This is a genomic window from Bacillus sp. NSP9.1 (assembly GCF_000465465.2).
Classification (GTDB): domain Bacteria; phylum Bacillota; class Bacilli; order Bacillales; family Bacillaceae; genus Bacillus; species Bacillus sonorensis_A.
In genome coordinates this window covers 2,736,686-2,753,049 of record NZ_CP048273.1, presented here as the reverse complement: position 1 = coordinate 2,753,049, position 16,364 = coordinate 2,736,686, and the positions used below count along the sequence as shown (strand labels likewise).

Here is a 16,364-nt window from a genome sequence, read left to right as displayed (position 1 = left end):
GTACTTCCTTTCTAAAATAAACTGTTTTGATTATAGCATAACAAGCCAAGATTTGAATAAAGGTGATTTTGTGAAACTTAGAGCATGTATGAAAATAAAATTGAAAGCATCGCCATCCATTTCATTTACGGCTGACGAATGGATTGAGACAAATGATGCTGTAACGCTCGGCCGCCAGCTTTCTCAATATCCGTATGTCAAAGAACTCGAATTTGAGGACGAAAAGGGAAGCTTCTGGACGCTGAAAGAGCTCGAAAAGCTAAAAGAAGAGCTTGCGCACGAACCGGATGACATCACGGTGTTTTTTGACGGGAGCTATGACAAAGAGAGCCAGCTTGCCGGTTTGGGCATCGTGATATACTATTCCCTCGGCGGGGAGAGGTATCGGATCAGAAAAAATAAAAGCTTCCGGCTGACGACAAACAACGAGGCGGAGTATGCAGCTCTCTATGAAGCCGTAAACGAGCTGAGAGATCTTGGCGCAAGCCGGAATTCCGTCGTCATCAAAGGGGACTCGCTTGTCGTGCTGAATCAGCTCGAAGGAAATTGGCCATGCTATGATCCGGTTCACTCGAAGTGGCTGGACAGAATCGAAAAACAGCTCAATCGCTTAAAGCTCACACCGACCTATATGCAAATCAGCCGCAAAGACAATAAGGAAGCGGATCAGCTTGCAAAAAAAATGCTTGAGCATACCATGGTGGAAAGCTGCACGAAATTAGATCAATAACGGAGATGAAAGCCTTGGATAAGAAGGAGATTTTTAAAGAACTCGCCCATTTGCATGATACGTATTGTGATGGGTGTTTTATCAAAAAACATTTCAGAAAAGAATACGGTAAAACGTATGCACATGCATTCTGCATTTCAAAATGCACAGTCGGCGAAAAGCTCCGTACATATGGAGAAGAGCTGACAAATAAAAACTGACAGAAAAAAACCGCTTTATGGCGGTTTTTTTGTTTTTAATGCTGTGCTTCGTCAAGCTGGTGTTCACAGTTATTTAATATCGCCAGCTGCTGATGTAAAAAATCCTCATCCAAAGCGGACAATTCTTCAGACTGTGACAGTTTTCTTGCGTCTTCAATTGATTGATAAGCCGATTTCAGCAGGGTGGAGCTGTTTTGCCTAGTCGCCATCCCCGTTGTTCTTTGCGCGGTTTCCACAGCTAATTCAAGCTGCTTTCGCTGATTGAACCCTGTATTGATATCATCGTGACGCTCTGATTTCATGATCAAACACCTCCGGCTTTATTTTTTAAAAAAAGAAGCATTTTTATGTGCCAAAAAAGAAAAAATATCATAAAATTAATCCGATATAACTATTGAACCTGAAAAATATAAGTCTATATTACTAATTTAGGTATCTTAGTCAAAAAAGGAGCCTGTAAAAGTGGAACGTAGTGAATTGCAAACCGTTCTTCACAAGACATTTGTGGAGGTATATAAAGATCTGGAACAGCTTGTGGATATCGCGAAAAAAGGCCGGCCTTCTCTGGAGAAAAACATCGAGGAAATTGAGCAGAGGCTGAAGCAAAACGTCCTGGCCATTGAAATTCAGCTGAAAATTAAATAGGAGAGGCTTATACAGCCTCTCCTCTTATTTGAAGTTTCATTTTGTCTTGATTCGCTTATAGCTTCACAACGTTAGATGCTTGAGGTCCACGATTACCTTCAACGATTTCGAAAGAAACTTCTTGTCCTTCTTCTAGAGATTTGTATCCTTCACCTTCGATTGCAGTGAAATGAACGAATACATCGTCTCCGCCTTCAACTTCGATGAAGCCGAAGCCTTTTTCATTGTTAAACCATTTTACTTTACCGTTTTGCATATTGCTTAATCCTCCTAGTACTGTAGCACAAAGTGCTAAAAAAAATTTTCATCATCTAACGTGTTCTGCTAAATGATGGTTTCACTATACACTATCTGTAAAGGCGCGTCAAGCTGTCAAGAGAAAAAAATAAACTTTTATGATTTTTTAAGGGATTTTATTGAAATCGTTTTCAATTTATGGCTATTCACGCCCATTTTCTCCATATTAAAAATGAAACAAACTAAAGGTCCATCCGTATATAAGAAAGCTTGATATCACCGAAAATGAAGAGGAGTGTTTTTCGTATGAATCGTTATTCGATCGATGAGTTTGTGGCGCAAACAAGGCAGGAGGACAAAGGGGAGGGGCTGTTTGAACTGGAAACACCGCGCCTTCTCGAAGTCAACCTTGATGGAAGAGTGTGGGCGAAGGCCGGTTCAATGGTCTCCTACAGGGGAAAAATCAAGTTCGAACGCGAAGGTGTCTTTGAGCATGGCCTTGGCCGCATGATGAAAAAAGTATTCAGCGGGGAAGGCACTTCACTGATGAAAGCGGAAGGAGACGGCAAACTGTATCTTGCCGATCAGGGAAAAAAGATATCAATTTTGAATTTGCATGACGACTCCATTTTTGTGAATGGAAATGATCTTTTGGCATTTGAGCCGGCGATCAATTGGGATATCAAACTTATGAAAAAGATCTCAGGTGTTCTGGCCGGCGGGCTGTTCAACGTCAAATTGGAAGGAACGGGGATGGCGGCGATCACAAGCCATTATGAACCGCTGACTTTGATCGTTACACCCGACAGCCCGGTCTATACCGATCCAAACGCAACTGTTGCATGGTCGGGCGGCCTTCAGCCTGAATTCGTGACAGATGTATCGTTAAAAACATTCATCGGCAGAGGGAGCGGAGAATCGGTTCAAATGAAGTTTTCCGGAAGCGGCTTTGTCGTCGTTCAGCCGTTTGAAGAAGTGTACTATTCAGAGTCTTAGGCAGCCAAGAAAAAAACACTTGCTAAAAACAAGTGTTTTTTTCTTGAGCGGGATTATGAAAGAGCCCCGACAGCCTGCTTTTTGTTTATAATGATTTCAGACTGCTCAACAATATCAGTCAAAATGACTTCAGATGAATTGGATAAGTGCAGGCTTTTGATATTTTGCTTCATTTCGTTTAATCTCTGTTCGTCCGCCAAAAGGGAGGACACGGATTCGAGAATCTCCTCATGCCGGTTGACGACGATGGCGGCGCCTCTGTCTTCGAAGAACAGGGCGTTTTCTTTTTCCTGTCCGGGGACCGGTTTGTACAAGATGACCGGTACGCCGATGGCTGTCGCTTCCGTAAGCGTAATGCCGCCGGGCTTTGTGATCATGCAGTCGGCGACTCTGAACAGCTCGTCAATTCTTTCGATATATCCGAGCGTTTTCAGCTTGTCGGGATGCATCGCTTCAATTTCCTCCAACGACGTTTTCAACGGCGTGTTTTTGCCGCAAACGACGACGACTTGGACATCTTCTTTCGTCACCAGGGATTCGCACAGTTCCTTTACATTTTTAAGAACGCCGTGGGCGCCCGCCATGATCAAAAGGATCTTTTTATCCGGAGACAGCTGATATTTGGCATAGACCTCTTTTGTGTCCATTTCTTCTTCAAACTGCTTGCGGATCGGAATACCCGTAATTTTGACTTGATTTGGATGAGTGCCGATTTCAAGCAGCTTTTCCTTCACATAATCTGTCGCGACATAGTATTTATCAATATGTTCATGGACCCAGATTTTATGAAGGCAAAAATCCGTCATGACATTGAATGTCGGAATGACTTTTCCCATTCTCCGCCTGTATTCAGGCACGACAATCATCGGGAACGTATTGATGATGATATCCGGCTGATGTTTTTTGACAAGCTGATCAAGCCGTTTATTCCCCATTTTAAAATAGATATTAAACTTTCTTTTATTGTAAATTTTATCGACGCCATAGTAGAAAAGACGATAAAACTGTTTTCCGATTGAAAAGCTTTTCAGATAGAGATACTGCGTTATTTCAGAGACAATCGGGTTTGATTCCTGATACAAATTTGAAACAGTTACATTCTTAAAACCGAGCCTTTCACACTCTTTATAGAGCGTTTTGGCTACTTGAACATGGCCATTTCCGTAATTTGCAGTCAAAATTAATATATTTTTGTTGGTATTCAAACATATTCACCTCAATTAATTCAAACAACGAGAGCTAAAATCATAACATAACAGGAGTCAATGTCCAATCATACCATACCATAAATATTATTTTAATTATAAATGAAGAACAAGAATTAAGGTATTTTTAAAGTTTGGTTTGAAAGGAAAGCACTGGTTCCTGGGACTTTCTTCTTCCGGGAAAGATCCCGAAACAAGCTGATTGATGTCCTTACGCTTTTATGGAAGCGCAGCCCAACTGTATTTTAACACATTTTGCACGTCTTGCATCAGACCAGAGCATGAGAATTTCATTTCCATTCATATGGTGTTTCCTGGTACACATAATAGTTCAGCCAGTTCATGAACAAAAGGGTGGCATGGGCTTTCCAGCGGTTGACCGGTACTGCGCCGTCAGGTCCGTCTTTGAAATAGTTGACGGGCGGATCGATGCTTAAGTTTCTGGCTAGGTCTCTTTCATACTCCTCTTTAAGAGTATCGGTATCATACTCGGGATGTCCAGTTAAAAAAACCTGTTTTTCATCTTTTGAACTAATTAAACAGACGCCTGCCTCATCCGATATGCTGAGCACCTTTAAATGGGGAACGGCTTTCAGATCATCCATATTTATATCTGTATGCCTGGAATGCGGGACATAGTAGAATTCTTCAAATCCTCTGACCAATCTTTCGTTCTTTTCCAAAATTCGGTGTTCAAAAACACCGAATGTTTTTTTCGCAAGCTTTCTTTTGCGAATGCCGTAATGATGGTACAATCCCGCTTGCGCTCCCCAGCAAATGTGCAGCGTTGATGTGACATTCGTTTTGCTCCATTCCAAAATTTCCTGAAGCTCATCCCAATACGATACCTCTTCATATTCGAGATGTTCGATCGGCGCCCCGGTAATGATCATGCCGTCGAATTTTTTGTCCTTGATCGCAGCAAATGTTGTATAAAATTGTTCTAAATGCTGTCTTGCCGTATTTTTTGGCGTATGTGTAGACGGTATTAAAAAAGTGAAATATACCTGCAAAGGAGAATTTCCGAGCATTCTGAGAAGCTGTGTCTCCGTTTTGATTTTCTGCGGCATCAGATTGAGAATCACAATATTCAAAGGCCTGATATCCTGATGAAAAGCCCGTTTTTCATCCATGACGAAAATATTTTCACTTTCAAGAATCCGCTTTGCTGGCAAATCGATAGGAATGTTGATAGGCAACACGCCACCTCCGGTTTTCTCCGCTGATTTTTCTTCATTATAGGAACTTTTTGGCGATATTTCAATGTGTGAATTGTGTTACAATAAAAGAAGTGTGTGAAAATTATGGAAATCCATCATGCGATCACCTAAAAGGAGGTTCCTCTTGCTATGAAATCCCATTTATCTGACATTGAAATCGCTCAAAACACCGAATTAAAACCGATTACCGAAATCGCTCGGAAACTCTCTATAGAAGACGGAGAAATAGAGTGTTTTGGTTACACAAAAGCGAAAATTTCTTTAAACATTTTTGAGCGCTTAAAAGATAAGCCTGACGGACGGATCATATTGGTGACGTCCATCAACCCGACTCCGGCCGGCGAAGGCAAATCGACGGTGACGGTCGGTTTAAGCCAGGCGCTCTGGAAGGCGGGCAGGCAATCGATTGTTGCGCTGAGGGAACCGTCACTCGGACCGACGATGGGCTTAAAAGGGGGTGCAGCCGGCGGGGGCTATTCACAGGTTCTTCCGATGGAGGACATCAACCTTCACTTTACCGGAGATATGCACGCGATTACATGCGCGAACAACGCGTTGGCCGCTTTCATTGACAATCATATTCATCACGGAAACGAATTAAACATTGACATCAGAAAAATCGTCTGGAAAAGGACCCTTGATCTCAATGACAGGGCGCTCAGGCAAGCGGTCATCGGCCTGGGCGGCAAAGCGAACGGCTTTCCTCGTGAAGACGGCTTTGACATTACGGTAGCCTCTGAAATCATGGCTGTTTTATGCCTGGCCAGAGATCTGGAAGATTTAAAAAGACGGCTGGCGGCGATGATCGTTGCTTATACGGCCGATCAAAAGCCGGTGACTGTCGAAATGCTCGGGGTAGAGGGAGCCCTGGCCCTGCTGTTGAAAGATGCGCTGAAGCCGAACCTTGTCCAAACTGTCGAAGGTACACCGGCGCTTGTTCACGGCGGCCCGTTTGCAAACATTGCCCACGGGGCAAACAGCCTGATCGCCACGAAAATGGGGGCAAAGCTTGCCGATTATGTGGTCACAGAAGCGGGATTCGGGGCCGACTTAGGTGCGGAAAAATTCATGCATATCAAAACGAGAGCGGGCGGATTTACGCCGGGGGCGGTTGTGATCGTCGCCACGGTAAGAGCGCTGAAGATGCACGGCGGACAATCTGCCGAAGATCTGAAAAAAGAAGGGATTGATGAGCTGAAAAAAGGGATCGAAAACCTTGAAAAGCACATCGAAACCATTTCCGCCTTCGGACTCCCTTATGTGGTCGCCGTCAACAGATTCATTCATGATACGGAAAAAGAGCTTGATACCGTGCTCAGCTGGTGCAGGGATCACGGACATCCGGCAGCCCTTTGCAATGTCTGGGAAGAGGGCGGAAAAGGCGGTCTGGATCTTGCGAAGGAAGTCATCCATGTGTTGGAGAATGAAGAAAATCGGTTTTCTTATTTATATGAATTAACCGATTCGATCGAAGAAAAATTGGACAAAGTTTCACGCTTCGTCTATGGAGCCCGCGGAGTAAAATGGACAGACAAGGCGAAAAAACAGCTTGAAGAGATCAAAAAGAACGGATTGGAACAGTTGCCTGTATGTGTGGCGAAGACCCAATACTCCCTCTCAGATGATCCGGCGAAAACCGGAAGGCCGAAAGATTTTCACATTACCGTCCGCGAATTAAAACCGTCCAGAGGCGCCGGCTTTATCGTCGCGCTGACGGGAAGCATTTTAACGATGCCGGGCCTTCCTAAGCAGCCGGCCGCATTGCAGATGGATGTCGATGAAACTGGCAGAGCGAAGGGATTATTTTAAAAAGGGAGGGATCGTCATGTCGATATATGATATCCGCGTCAAAACGATTAAAGGTGAAGAAACGACGCTTAAACCGTATGAAGGAAAGGTTCTTCTCATCGTCAACACGGCCAGCAAATGCGGATTCACACCGCAATATAAACAGCTTCAGGATCTCTATGATACATATAAAGACAGGGGGCTTGTCGTTTTGGGGTTTCCAAGCAATCAATTCATGAACCAGGAACCGGGCGATGAAAAAGACATAGAAGAATTCTGCAGCATGAATTACGGTGTGACATTTCCGATGTTTGCCAAAGTGGATGTGAAAGGCGAAAAGGCACATCCGCTGTTTCGGCATTTGACGAACGAAGCAAAAGGGATGCTCGGAACGAAAGCAGTCAAATGGAATTTTACGAAGTTTCTAGTCGATCAAAAAGGGGAAAACGTCGCGCGCTTCTCTCCGCAGACCAATCCAAAAGAAATGGAAGAGACCATTCAAAAATGGCTGGGATGAATCAGCAAAAAAGGAAGCAGATCAGCCAAATGTCAAAGTGGGTAAAAGAAAAGCTCGCCGGTGAAGGGACGGGACACGATTGGCTCCATATTAAAAGGGTGCGCTCCGTAAGCCTTGCGATCGCAAAAGAAGAAGGGGCCGACCTGTTTATTACAGAAGCTGCCGCCCTCCTCCACGATGTAATCGATGTGAAGCTGTCTGACGAACACCGGGTTTCGCTTGAGGAACTGTACAGCCGTTTTGTAGACTGGAATGTAGAAGAAAAAGCTGCGGCCGCAATCATCGGCATCATCACGAAGATATCGTTCAGGGACAGAGAGAAATATAAAGATGTCAAGCTCTCAAAAGAAGGAATGTCTGTACAGGACGCCGACCGTCTCGACGCCATCGGCGCCGTGGGAATCGCCAGGGCTTTCATGTATGCCGGAGCAAAAGGCCACATGCTGTACAGCGATGGAACGCCAGAACACGACATTCCTTCCGCGCTAAAGCATTTTGATGAGAAGCTTCTTCATCTAAAGGATCTGATGAACACAAAAACGGGCTGGATGCTGGCCAAACAGCGGCATGAAGTGATGCTGGCCTTTCTCAAAGAACTAAAAAACGAGTGCGCCGCCTTTAGCCAAACCGCTCTGATAGATCGAGAGCGGGGGTTATGGTAGAATAAGACCCGGATCTTTGAACAGAGGGGGACGATGATGAAAATCAAATCTATAGAACCGACACCAAGTCCAAATACGATGAAGGTGATTTTAACCGAAGAACTGCCTGCCGGTAAAAGCAATAACTATAAGAAGGACCAAGCGGATGGGGCGCCGCCGGTCATCCGGCAAATTTTGAACATAGACGGGGTAAAAGGCGTCTACCATGTCGCAGATTTCCTGGCTGTTGAGCGGAATGCCCGGTTCGACTGGAAAGACATTCTCCCGGCCGTTCGTTCCGCCTTCGGAATGGAGGAAGCGGAAGAAAGCGATTCAGCTGCTCAAGAAAAAGAATCGTTCGGCGAGGTTAAAGTATTTGTGCAGATGTTCAGCGGAATTCCGATGCAGGTCAAGCTGACCGATGGTGAGCGCGAAGAACGCTTTGGCTTGCCGGAGCGGTTTCAGGAGGCGATTCTCAAACTGAAAACGGCGTCTAGCAATGTCGTCCTTGAGCGTTCCTGGAAGGAACAAGGCGTCAGATTCGGCGATTTCTCCGAAATCGGCCGAGAAGTGACAGAAGAGCTTCAAGCTGCTTATGATGAAGAACGCCTCCGGAAACTAACGGAAGCCGTCGCTTCGCAGGACAAAGGCAGCGAAAGGCAATCCTTGCAAAGAAAATCTTATCAGGTCACACCTGATATGCTTGATGATGAAGATTGGCAAAAACGCTATGCCCACCTGGAACAAATGGATCCGAAGAAAGAGGACATTCCTGTGCTCGAAAAAGCGCTCCATGATCCGAAAACATCGATCAGAAGGCTGGCCGTCGTTTATTTGGGTATGATCGAAACGCCTGAAGTTCTTCCGCTTTTATACAAGGCGCTCGAGGATAAAACGGTCACCGTCAGAAGGACTGCGGGAGACTGCCTGTCAGACATCGGCAGCCCTGAAGCCATCCCGGCGATGATAAAAGCGTTAAAGGACCCGAACAAGCTCGTTCGCTGGCGGGCCGCGATGTTTTTATACGAAGTCGGCGATGAAAGCGCCCTTCCCGCTTTAAAAGAGGCCGAAAATGATCCGGAGTTTGAAGTCAGCCTGCAGATCAAAATGGCGATCGAACGGATTGAACACGGTGAAGAAGCGAAAGGTTCCGTCTGGAAACAAATGACGGAAAGCCGCAAGAAAGAAAACGGGTAAAGGCGCTGTTTCCAGCGCCTTTTTCTAATGGAATACTATTCCATTATGACCTGTTCCGAACAGAGGACGGGACAAAATCAAGGATTCTGTCAAAAAATATGACTTTTTCTATAAAAATATTTCGAATATTGTTGAAAAACAAACAGAAAATATATATAGTAGTTAGCAATCATATGGAATGTGGAGGTTCTGATATTGGGGAATGATTGACAAATGAAGCCGCCATCTTGAGGGAGATGCGGCCGATGGACCGTTTTTAAAACTGAATATTCAGAAAAAAAGAATGTAAAAATGTTTAGGAGGATCACCATGACAGGTTTACGCAGTGACATGATAAAAAAAGGGATCGACAGAGCACCGCACCGCAGCTTGCTTCGTGCGGCAGGGGTAAAGGAAGAGGACTTCGGCAAACCGTTTATTGCCGTATGCAACTCATATATTGATATCGTACCGGGTCATGTCCATTTGCAGGAATTTGGAAAAATCGTCAAAGAGGCCATCAGAGAAGCCGGCGGGGTGCCGTTTGAATTCAATACGATCGGAGTCGATGACGGGATTGCGATGGGGCATATCGGCATGAGATACTCCCTTCCGAGCCGGGAAATCATCGCCGATTCCGTTGAGACGGTTGTTTCCGCTCATTGGTTTGACGGGATGGTATGTATTCCAAACTGTGACAAAATCACCCCGGGGATGATCATGGCAGCGATGCGGATCAATATTCCGACCGTTTTTGTCAGCGGAGGTCCGATGGAAGCGGGAAGAACGAGCGACGGACGGAAAATCTCGCTTTCTTCTGTATTTGAAGGCGTCGGCGCCTATCAATCTGGCAAAATCGATGAAAAAGGGCTTGAGGAACTTGAACAGTTTGGCTGTCCGACATGCGGATCATGTTCGGGAATGTTCACAGCCAATTCGATGAACTGCCTTTCCGAAGCCTTGGGCATCGCACTGCCGGGCAACGGCACCATCTTAGCGACGTCACCGGACAGAAGAGAGTTTGCCAAACAATCGGCCCGCCAGCTGATGGAGCTGATCAAGGCGGATTTAAAACCGCGCGACATCGTCACGGAAAAAGCGATTGACAATGCGTTTGCGCTCGATATGGCGCTCGGCGGATCGACCAATACGATCCTTCATACGCTGGCGATCGCCAATGAAGCGGGCGTTGACTATTCGCTGGAACGGATCAATGAGGTCGCGGCAAGGGTTCCTCATTTATCAAAACTGGCCCCGGCATCAGATGTATTTATTGAAGATCTTCATACAGCCGGAGGCGTGACAGCGGTTTTAAATGAGCTGTCTAAAAAAGAAGGCGCACTCCATTTAGATACGATGACAGTAACGGGGAAAACGCTCGGCGAAAATATTGCCGGATGTGAAGTGCAGGACTATGATATCATTCATCCGATCGACAAGCCGTTTTCAGAACAGGGCGGACTTGCCGTACTCTTCGGCAACCTGGCGCCTGACGGGGCGATCATTAAAACCGGCGGCGTCCAGGACGGCATCACCCGTCATGAGGGTCCTGCTGTGGTGTTTGATTCGCAGGAAGAAGCGCTCGACGGCATCATCAACCGCAAAGTCAAAGCGGGAGACGTTGTCATCATCCGCTACGAAGGGCCTAAAGGCGGACCCGGAATGCCTGAAATGCTCGCCCCGACTTCTCAGATCGTCGGCATGGGGCTCGGGCCTAAAGTCGCGCTGATCACGGACGGCCGCTTTTCCGGAGCTTCGCGGGGGCTTTCGATCGGCCACGTTTCTCCGGAAGCGGCTGAAGGCGGACCGCTTGCTTTTGTAGAAAACGGCGACCATATTGTCGTGGATATCGAAAAGCGGATCTTGAATATTGAAATATCAGATGAAGAATGGGAAAAAAGAAAAGCAAACTGGCCGGGCTTTGAGCCAAAAGTGAAGACAGGCTATCTCGCCCGCTATTCCAAGCTTGTGACATCTGCCAATACAGGCGGAATTATGAAAATCTAACGGCGGACGTTTGAAATTCTCCCCCCTCTATAGTATCCTTTACATCAGTAGTTAAAGGTTTATAGAGGGGGCTTTTATATGTCAACAGCTTATGAAGAATACATGCGTCAGCTCGTTCTGCCAATGCGTCAGGAATTGGTCCAGGCCGGTTTTAAAGAGCTCACGACAGCAGAAGAAGTGGAACAGTTTATGGAGGCCAGCGAAGGCACGACTTTCGTTGTCGTCAATTCAGTCTGCGGATGTGCCGCAGGACTGGCCAGACCTGCCGCCGTTCAGGCCGTCAGCTCAAGCGAAAACGGTCCTGACGAGACCGTTACCGTGTTTGCCGGACAGGATCGTGAAGCTACGGCGAAAATGCGGGAATACTTTGAAGGGTTTGAGCCTTCTTCTCCTTCTATGGCTTTGCTGAAAGGAAAAGAAGTCGTCCATTTTATCCCGCGTGAAGAAATCGAAGGCCGCGAAATGGCGGAAATTATGAAAAACATCACGGACGCGTTTGAAAAACATTGCTAAAATGCCCTCCAAAAGGGCATTTTTTATGGAGAACATATGATTGTCACGACAAGCTACAGACCGAATGAAGCCACCATATCTGCGGCAAAAAAGATCAGCCGGACGCTCAATGGCCGGTTTTCTGAACGGAGAAAACGGCCGATCCGACTCATTCAGGAGACGGAGCAGGATGAAGTTCTTGTGGTCGGGAAAGAACGTTTTGAGCTTTATTTTGCAGACGGAGAAAAGTTCTTCTTCCATCCGAATTCGGCGATGTTCCGCGCCAAGCGGTTGTTAAAAGGGGAGCCGGATCCGTTTATCGAAGCGGCTCAGCTTAAACCGGGCGACACGCTCCTTGATTGTACGCTAGGCCTTGGTTCAGATGCGATGATCGCAAGCCTTGTGACAGGTGAAAAGGGAACAGTCCGCGGCATTGAAAAAAGCCCGCTTCTGGCCTTTCTGGTGGAAAACGGGCTTGAGACATGGGAGACGGATCTCACACCTTTAAACGAAGCGATGAGAAGAATTCAGGTTATTCAAGGCGACAGTTTAAAACATTTTCAACAGCTTGCTGATGATTCGGCCGATATCGTCTACTTTGATCCAATGTTTGATGAAGCAATCAAAGAATCTGACGGCATCGCCCCTTTAAGAAAACTGGCGCATACCGATTTCTCGTTTGCCGGCTGTGTAAGTGAAGCACTGCGGGTAGCCAGAAAAAGAGTCGTCCTGAAAGACCACTGGAGAAGTCCGCGTTTTGAGACATACGGCTTCCGTGTGAAAAGGCGAAAAACAGCCCTGTTTCATTACGGCGTCCTCGAACCTGAATCTGAATGATTAAACACCCAAAGCTAATCGCCTTGGGTGTTTTTTAATCGGCGATTTCCATGATGATAAAATAAGCGAGCGTTACCAATGAAGCAGTGATGAATAGTCCTTCTACCATAAAGGATCACTCCCAGTTTTGGAATTTTCACCTTTGATTGTAAACGTTTTATCGTAAAAAGAAAAGGCGCGTTTCTCATTTACGCCGGATAAAACGAATGAAATATTCTGAAAATAATATTGACAATTGCTGTTTGCTCCTATATGATTGCAAAAAATGACATCAACACAAAGCGAAGAATGGAAATAGTAGAAGGTTTATAATCTTTTCAGAGAGCCGATGGCTGGTGTGAATCGGCAGTTATACCCTTTGAACTCATCCATGAGCTGCACCCTGAAACAGACGGAGTAGGGGATGCCGGAATTCTCCCGTTACGAAGATAGGCGGTGATAGCCGCCGAATTTGAGTGGATTAATGTGAATTGATTAATCAATTAGAGTGGTACCGCGAGCAATGCCTCGTCTCTATTTCATAATAGAGACGGGGCTTTTTTTATACAAGAAAGGAGTGTTTTTTATGGAAAGAAAGATTTGGGTGTTGGATACGACTTTGAGAGATGGTGAGCAGGTCCCGGGGGCTAAGCTGAATCTGTATGAAAAACTGGAAGTCGCTCACCAACTAAAAAAGCTTCAAGTTGATATGATTGAAGCCGGTTTTCCTTCATCATCAGCTGGTGATTTTCATGCCGTCAAAGAAATTGCCGCCAAAGTGGGCAAAGCGGATGATGTTGTCATCACGGCGCTGGCAAGAGCAGTTAAAGCAGATATTGATTCGGTTTACCAAAGTGTGAAACATGCTGAACATCCGCTGATTCATATCGTCTTAGGCACATCGGATATTCATGTGGAAAAGAAATTCGGCAAATCAAAAAGCCAGATCATGAATATCGGCGTGGATGCAGTAAAATATGCCAAAACCCTTCTGCCGGATGTGCAGTATTCAACAGAAGACGCCTCACGCTCTGATTTCGAATATTTGTGGGCGACAATTGAAGCTGTTGTCAATGCAGGGGCAACGATCATTAATGTGCCTGATACTGTCGGGTATGCAGAGCCTGAAGAATTCGGGGAATTGATCTTTAAAATCAATGACCGATTGAAAAATATAAATGATCAAGTGCTTTTAAGCGTCCATTGCCACAATGATCTCGGCATGGCGACAGCGAACACACTTGCAGCCGTTAAAAATGGCGCTGATAAAGTGGAATGTACGGTGAACGGTATCGGCGAACGCGCCGGGAATGCGGCCTTGGAAGAAGTGGTCATGGCGATGAAGACACGTTCGTCAGTCTACAAAGGCTACACCAATATTCAAACGGAAGAATTGATCAATACCTCCAGGCTTGTTAGCAGTTTTATGGGGCTTGATGTACAAGTGAATAAAGCGATTACGGGTGAAAATGCGTTCGCCCACTCTTCCGGCATACACCAAGATGGTTTATTGAAATCGAGAGACGCTTATGAAATCATGAACCCGGCCGACGTCGGTCTTGATGATATGGAACTTGTTTTAACCGCACGATCAGGCCGTCATGCCGTGAAAAACGCGCTTGAGAAATTGGCCTTAAACCAGTTGACCCAGACGCAATTTGAAGAAGTTTTCGAAGACTTTTTAGAACTGGCGGATGCAAAAAAAGAAGTCTATCACCATGATTTGTATGTGATCGTTGAGAATTATTACAAAAAACACAGTGTGCACGCTCAAGAGGTGGAGCACATCAGCCAGCACTTTTATGAGCTGATGGATTTGCAGGTGATTTGCAATCCTCATTTCCCCTCTGCGAGTGTGAAAATGAAAAAGGGCGGGCAGGTGCTGCAGAAGAGTGCGACAGGTACGGGTCCCGTCGATGCTCTATATTCCGCAATAGCTGACATCAGTGAATTTGATACTAAATTGATTGAATACAACATCAGCAGTGTATCAAGAGGCAAAGAAGCATTAGGAAAAGTGAAGATTCAGGTGGAATACAAAGGGGAGAAATACACAGCCAAAGCGACGGATACGGATATCATGAAAGCCAGTGCATGGGCTTATATTCATGCGATAAATTGCATGGTGGTCGATCATTTACTTAAAGTTGAACAATAGGTGAAGTAACATATCTTATATCGTGCCGGCCGGCGCATCGGAACGGACAGATTGCAAAAACGATGATATTCTAAGCGTAATCCACCCGGCCGGTCATGAAAGCTCGAACATTTTGGCGGCCGCAGTGCATCTTGAAGGCGGATTTTCAATTGACACCAGGCGAACGAAGTTATAATAAAATCAAGCGGGAACAGAGATTCCCCGGATCTTGATTTCTTCGTATTTTTTCTAAGCGATTTCCCGACCATCAGCTTTTGAATGACTGAAAATTCAACATATGATAGAATAAGAGAAAAAGAATGTCAATAGAAGGGAACCAACCAGTCATGAAGATGTGGATGAGAAAAGCTCTTGTTGCCTTGTTTACAATTGCGACATTCGGTCTTGTTTCTCCTCCTGCCGCTTTAATGGCGGACAAGCCGACAGAGCACCAGAGCATCAAAGAAACCGGGTATACGGCTGTTTATCAAAAGCGGGAGGAAACCAAATCCGACGGGGAAGAGGCATCTGAATCCTCTTTTGACGCCTATACGGATGAAATGCTGAATGCCGCGGAAGATCAATCGTTTGCCAAATTCGGAAACCGGATTTCGCCCGTCATCGAAGAGGAGTACAGACAGGACGTGCTGCCTAAAATCGAAGAGATCATCGTCAGCCATCTCATGACGCTGAAGGACAATGACGCATATCAGGATCTGGTGGTTTCCGGAAAGCCGACAGCGGGAAAATCGGAGAAAATCTTCCACGTCTACAATCGAAAAACCGGTGAAGACGTGCTGCGGTTTCATGTCCGCCGGGACAAGCCTCCGCATGAAGGCTACTGGTTTAATTTCCATTACCACACCGCAGAAGACGGCTTTCAGACACATCATGATCTCGGAAGTATATACTGGGATCAAAACACACCGCCCAACTGGATGAGCCACTAAAGGAGATGGATAACAGATGAAGAAATATACGATGAATGAAATGGTACATCTCACAAAAGACATGCTCAATGAGCGGGGAGTCAAGATTGAAGACATCGCGCTCATCGTTCAAAAACTTCAGGAAAAATATCATCCCGATCTGCCGCTCAGCGTATGTGTCGAACATGTCGAAAAGGTGCTGAATAAAAGGGAAATCGTCCACGCCGTATTGACGGGAATCGCGCTTGATCAGCTCGCAGAGAAGAAGCTTCTGCCTGAACCGCTCCAGTATTTGGTTGAAACAGATGAGCCGCTTTATGGAATAGATGAGATCATTCCGCTTTCCATCGTCAATGTTTACGGATCAATCGGTCTGACAAACTTCGGCTATCTTGATAAAGAAAAGTTTGGAATCATTAAAGAATTGGATGATTGTTCTGACGGCGAGGTTCACACTTTCCTTGACGATATCGTGGCCGCCCTTGCCGCTGCTGCTGCGAGCAGGATCGCCCATACGTCTCAGGATCATGAGGATGAAGTCCGGGAAGAAAAGACCGGCGTCAGGAACTGATGAAAAGTAAAACCCGCCAAACGGCGGGTTTTTTTGCGGGCAATTTTTGCTCGATTT

At 45.8% G+C, this 16,364-nt stretch carries 17 protein-coding genes, 1 pseudogene and 1 other annotated feature; of the genes and pseudogenes, 14 read left to right on the top strand and 4 right to left on the bottom strand.

Translation table 11 applies throughout. The features are described from left to right. Window positions 1-70 precede the first annotated feature (70 nt). Window positions 71-752: pseudogene (locus tag M654_RS14260) on the top strand (reverse transcriptase-like protein). Continuing rightward, a complete protein-coding gene (locus tag M654_RS14255) occupies window positions 745-930 on the top strand; it encodes a zinc-finger domain-containing protein (protein ID WP_026587549.1) in 186 nt (61 codons plus the stop codon). Before M654_RS14260 ends, M654_RS14255 begins: the two are co-directional and overlap by 8 nt. A 35-nt stretch (window positions 931-965) precedes the next feature. Here M654_RS14255 and M654_RS14250 read toward each other — a convergent pair whose 3' ends face one another. Continuing rightward, entirely contained in the window at window positions 966-1,232 is a 267-nt protein-coding gene (locus M654_RS14250) for a DUF2564 family protein (RefSeq protein ID WP_026587548.1), read from the bottom strand. A 160-nt stretch (window positions 1,233-1,392) separates the two neighbouring features. Between M654_RS14250 and M654_RS14245 the strand changes: the two genes are divergently transcribed. Next, entirely contained in the window at window positions 1,393-1,575 is a 183-nt protein-coding gene (locus M654_RS14245) for a hypothetical protein (protein WP_026587547.1), read from the top strand. Window positions 1,576-1,630: 55 nt separating this feature from the next. Here M654_RS14245 and cspD read toward each other — a convergent pair whose 3' ends face one another. After that, window positions 1,631-1,831 (bottom strand): cold-shock protein CspD, encoded by a 201-nt coding sequence (cspD, locus tag M654_RS14240; RefSeq protein ID WP_003153604.1) that lies wholly within the window; start codon window positions 1,829-1,831, stop codon window positions 1,631-1,633. Between the two features lie 287 nt (window positions 1,832-2,118). Between cspD and M654_RS14235 the strand changes: the two genes are divergently transcribed. Beyond that, complete coding sequence (locus tag M654_RS14235) at window positions 2,119-2,808, top strand: AIM24 family protein (RefSeq protein ID WP_026587546.1); 690 nt, start codon at window positions 2,119-2,121, stop codon at window positions 2,806-2,808. 53 nt (window positions 2,809-2,861) lie between these two features. Here M654_RS14235 and M654_RS14230 read toward each other — a convergent pair whose 3' ends face one another. Next, window positions 2,862-4,013: a diglucosyl diacylglycerol synthase gene (locus M654_RS14230; protein ID WP_026587545.1), complete on the bottom strand. Its 1,152-nt coding sequence runs from the start codon at window positions 4,011-4,013 to the stop codon at window positions 2,862-2,864. Between the two features lie 290 nt (window positions 4,014-4,303). Next, entirely contained in the window at window positions 4,304-5,212 is a 909-nt protein-coding gene (gene metA, locus M654_RS14225; protein ID WP_026587544.1) for a homoserine O-acetyltransferase MetA, read from the bottom strand. 150 nt (window positions 5,213-5,362) lie between these two features. Between metA and M654_RS14220 the strand changes: the two genes are divergently transcribed. From M654_RS14220 to M654_RS14175, 10 genes are all read left to right on the top strand, one after another. After that, entirely contained in the window at window positions 5,363-7,042 is a 1,680-nt protein-coding gene (locus M654_RS14220; protein WP_026587543.1) for a formate--tetrahydrofolate ligase, read from the top strand. Window positions 7,043-7,058: 16 nt separating this feature from the next. After that, the gene (locus M654_RS14215; protein WP_026587542.1) at window positions 7,059-7,538 is read left to right on the top strand and encodes a glutathione peroxidase; all 480 of its coding nucleotides are present in this window, start codon (window positions 7,059-7,061) and stop codon (window positions 7,536-7,538) included. Beyond that, window positions 7,526-8,200, top strand: a complete 675-nt coding sequence (locus M654_RS14210; RefSeq protein ID WP_051290386.1) for an HD domain-containing protein — start codon at window positions 7,526-7,528, stop codon at window positions 8,198-8,200. The genes M654_RS14215 and M654_RS14210 overlap by 13 nt, the downstream gene beginning before the upstream one ends. A gap of 36 nt (window positions 8,201-8,236) precedes the next feature. Then, window positions 8,237-9,376 (top strand): conserved virulence factor C family protein, encoded by a 1,140-nt coding sequence (locus M654_RS14205; protein WP_026587540.1) that lies wholly within the window; start codon window positions 8,237-8,239, stop codon window positions 9,374-9,376. A 309-nt stretch (window positions 9,377-9,685) separates the two neighbouring features. Then, on the top strand, window positions 9,686-11,362 hold the full coding sequence (ilvD, locus tag M654_RS14200) for a dihydroxy-acid dehydratase (RefSeq protein ID WP_026587539.1): 1,677 nt from the start codon (window positions 9,686-9,688) through the stop codon (window positions 11,360-11,362). A 78-nt stretch (window positions 11,363-11,440) separates the two neighbouring features. Continuing rightward, complete coding sequence (locus M654_RS14195; protein WP_026587538.1) at window positions 11,441-11,875, top strand: BrxA/BrxB family bacilliredoxin; 435 nt, start codon at window positions 11,441-11,443, stop codon at window positions 11,873-11,875. Between the two features lie 36 nt (window positions 11,876-11,911). After that, window positions 11,912-12,691 carry a class I SAM-dependent methyltransferase gene (locus M654_RS14190; protein ID WP_035428149.1) on the top strand — a complete coding sequence of 260 codons (780 nt, stop codon included), beginning with the start codon at window positions 11,912-11,914 and terminating at the stop codon, window positions 12,689-12,691. A gap of 275 nt (window positions 12,692-12,966) precedes the next feature. Beyond that, window positions 12,967-13,209 (top strand) — a binding site (T-box leader). 47 nt (window positions 13,210-13,256) lie between these two features. Beyond that, complete coding sequence (locus tag M654_RS14185) at window positions 13,257-14,828, top strand: 2-isopropylmalate synthase (protein WP_026587536.1); 1,572 nt, start codon at window positions 13,257-13,259, stop codon at window positions 14,826-14,828. Between the two features lie 326 nt (window positions 14,829-15,154). After that, the gene (locus M654_RS14180; RefSeq protein WP_026587535.1) at window positions 15,155-15,757 is read left to right on the top strand and encodes a YpjP family protein; all 603 of its coding nucleotides are present in this window, start codon (window positions 15,155-15,157) and stop codon (window positions 15,755-15,757) included. A gap of 16 nt (window positions 15,758-15,773) precedes the next feature. After that, window positions 15,774-16,307: a phosphatidylglycerophosphatase A family protein gene (locus M654_RS14175; RefSeq protein WP_026587534.1), complete on the top strand. Its 534-nt coding sequence runs from the start codon at window positions 15,774-15,776 to the stop codon at window positions 16,305-16,307. Window positions 16,308-16,364: the final 57 nt, after the last annotated feature.

Excerpts from the sequence above, each read along its gene's own strand:
- M654_RS14250 (WP_026587548.1), bottom strand. The coding sequence starts at position 1,232 with ATGAAATCAGAGCGTCACGATGATATCAATACAGGGTTCAATCAGCGA.
- cspD (WP_003153604.1), bottom strand. The coding sequence starts at position 1,831 with ATGCAAAACGGTAAAGTAAAATGGTTTAACAATGAAAAAGGCTTCGGC.
- M654_RS14235 (WP_026587546.1), top strand. The coding sequence starts at position 2,119 with ATGAATCGTTATTCGATCGATGAGTTTGTGGCGCAAACAAGGCAGGAG.
- M654_RS14220 (WP_026587543.1), top strand. The coding sequence starts at position 5,363 with ATGAAATCCCATTTATCTGACATTGAAATCGCTCAAAACACCGAATTA.
- M654_RS14215 (WP_026587542.1), top strand. The coding sequence starts at position 7,059 with ATGTCGATATATGATATCCGCGTCAAAACGATTAAAGGTGAAGAAACG.
- M654_RS14210 (WP_051290386.1), top strand. The coding sequence starts at position 7,526 with ATGGCTGGGATGAATCAGCAAAAAAGGAAGCAGATCAGCCAAATGTCA.
- M654_RS14205 (WP_026587540.1), top strand. The coding sequence starts at position 8,237 with ATGAAAATCAAATCTATAGAACCGACACCAAGTCCAAATACGATGAAG.
- ilvD (WP_026587539.1), top strand. The coding sequence starts at position 9,686 with ATGACAGGTTTACGCAGTGACATGATAAAAAAAGGGATCGACAGAGCA.
- M654_RS14195 (WP_026587538.1), top strand. The coding sequence starts at position 11,441 with ATGTCAACAGCTTATGAAGAATACATGCGTCAGCTCGTTCTGCCAATG.
- M654_RS14190 (WP_035428149.1), top strand. The coding sequence starts at position 11,912 with ATGATTGTCACGACAAGCTACAGACCGAATGAAGCCACCATATCTGCG.
- M654_RS14185 (WP_026587536.1), top strand. The coding sequence starts at position 13,257 with ATGGAAAGAAAGATTTGGGTGTTGGATACGACTTTGAGAGATGGTGAG.
- M654_RS14180 (WP_026587535.1), top strand. The coding sequence starts at position 15,155 with ATGAAGATGTGGATGAGAAAAGCTCTTGTTGCCTTGTTTACAATTGCG.
- M654_RS14175 (WP_026587534.1), top strand. The coding sequence starts at position 15,774 with ATGAAGAAATATACGATGAATGAAATGGTACATCTCACAAAAGACATG.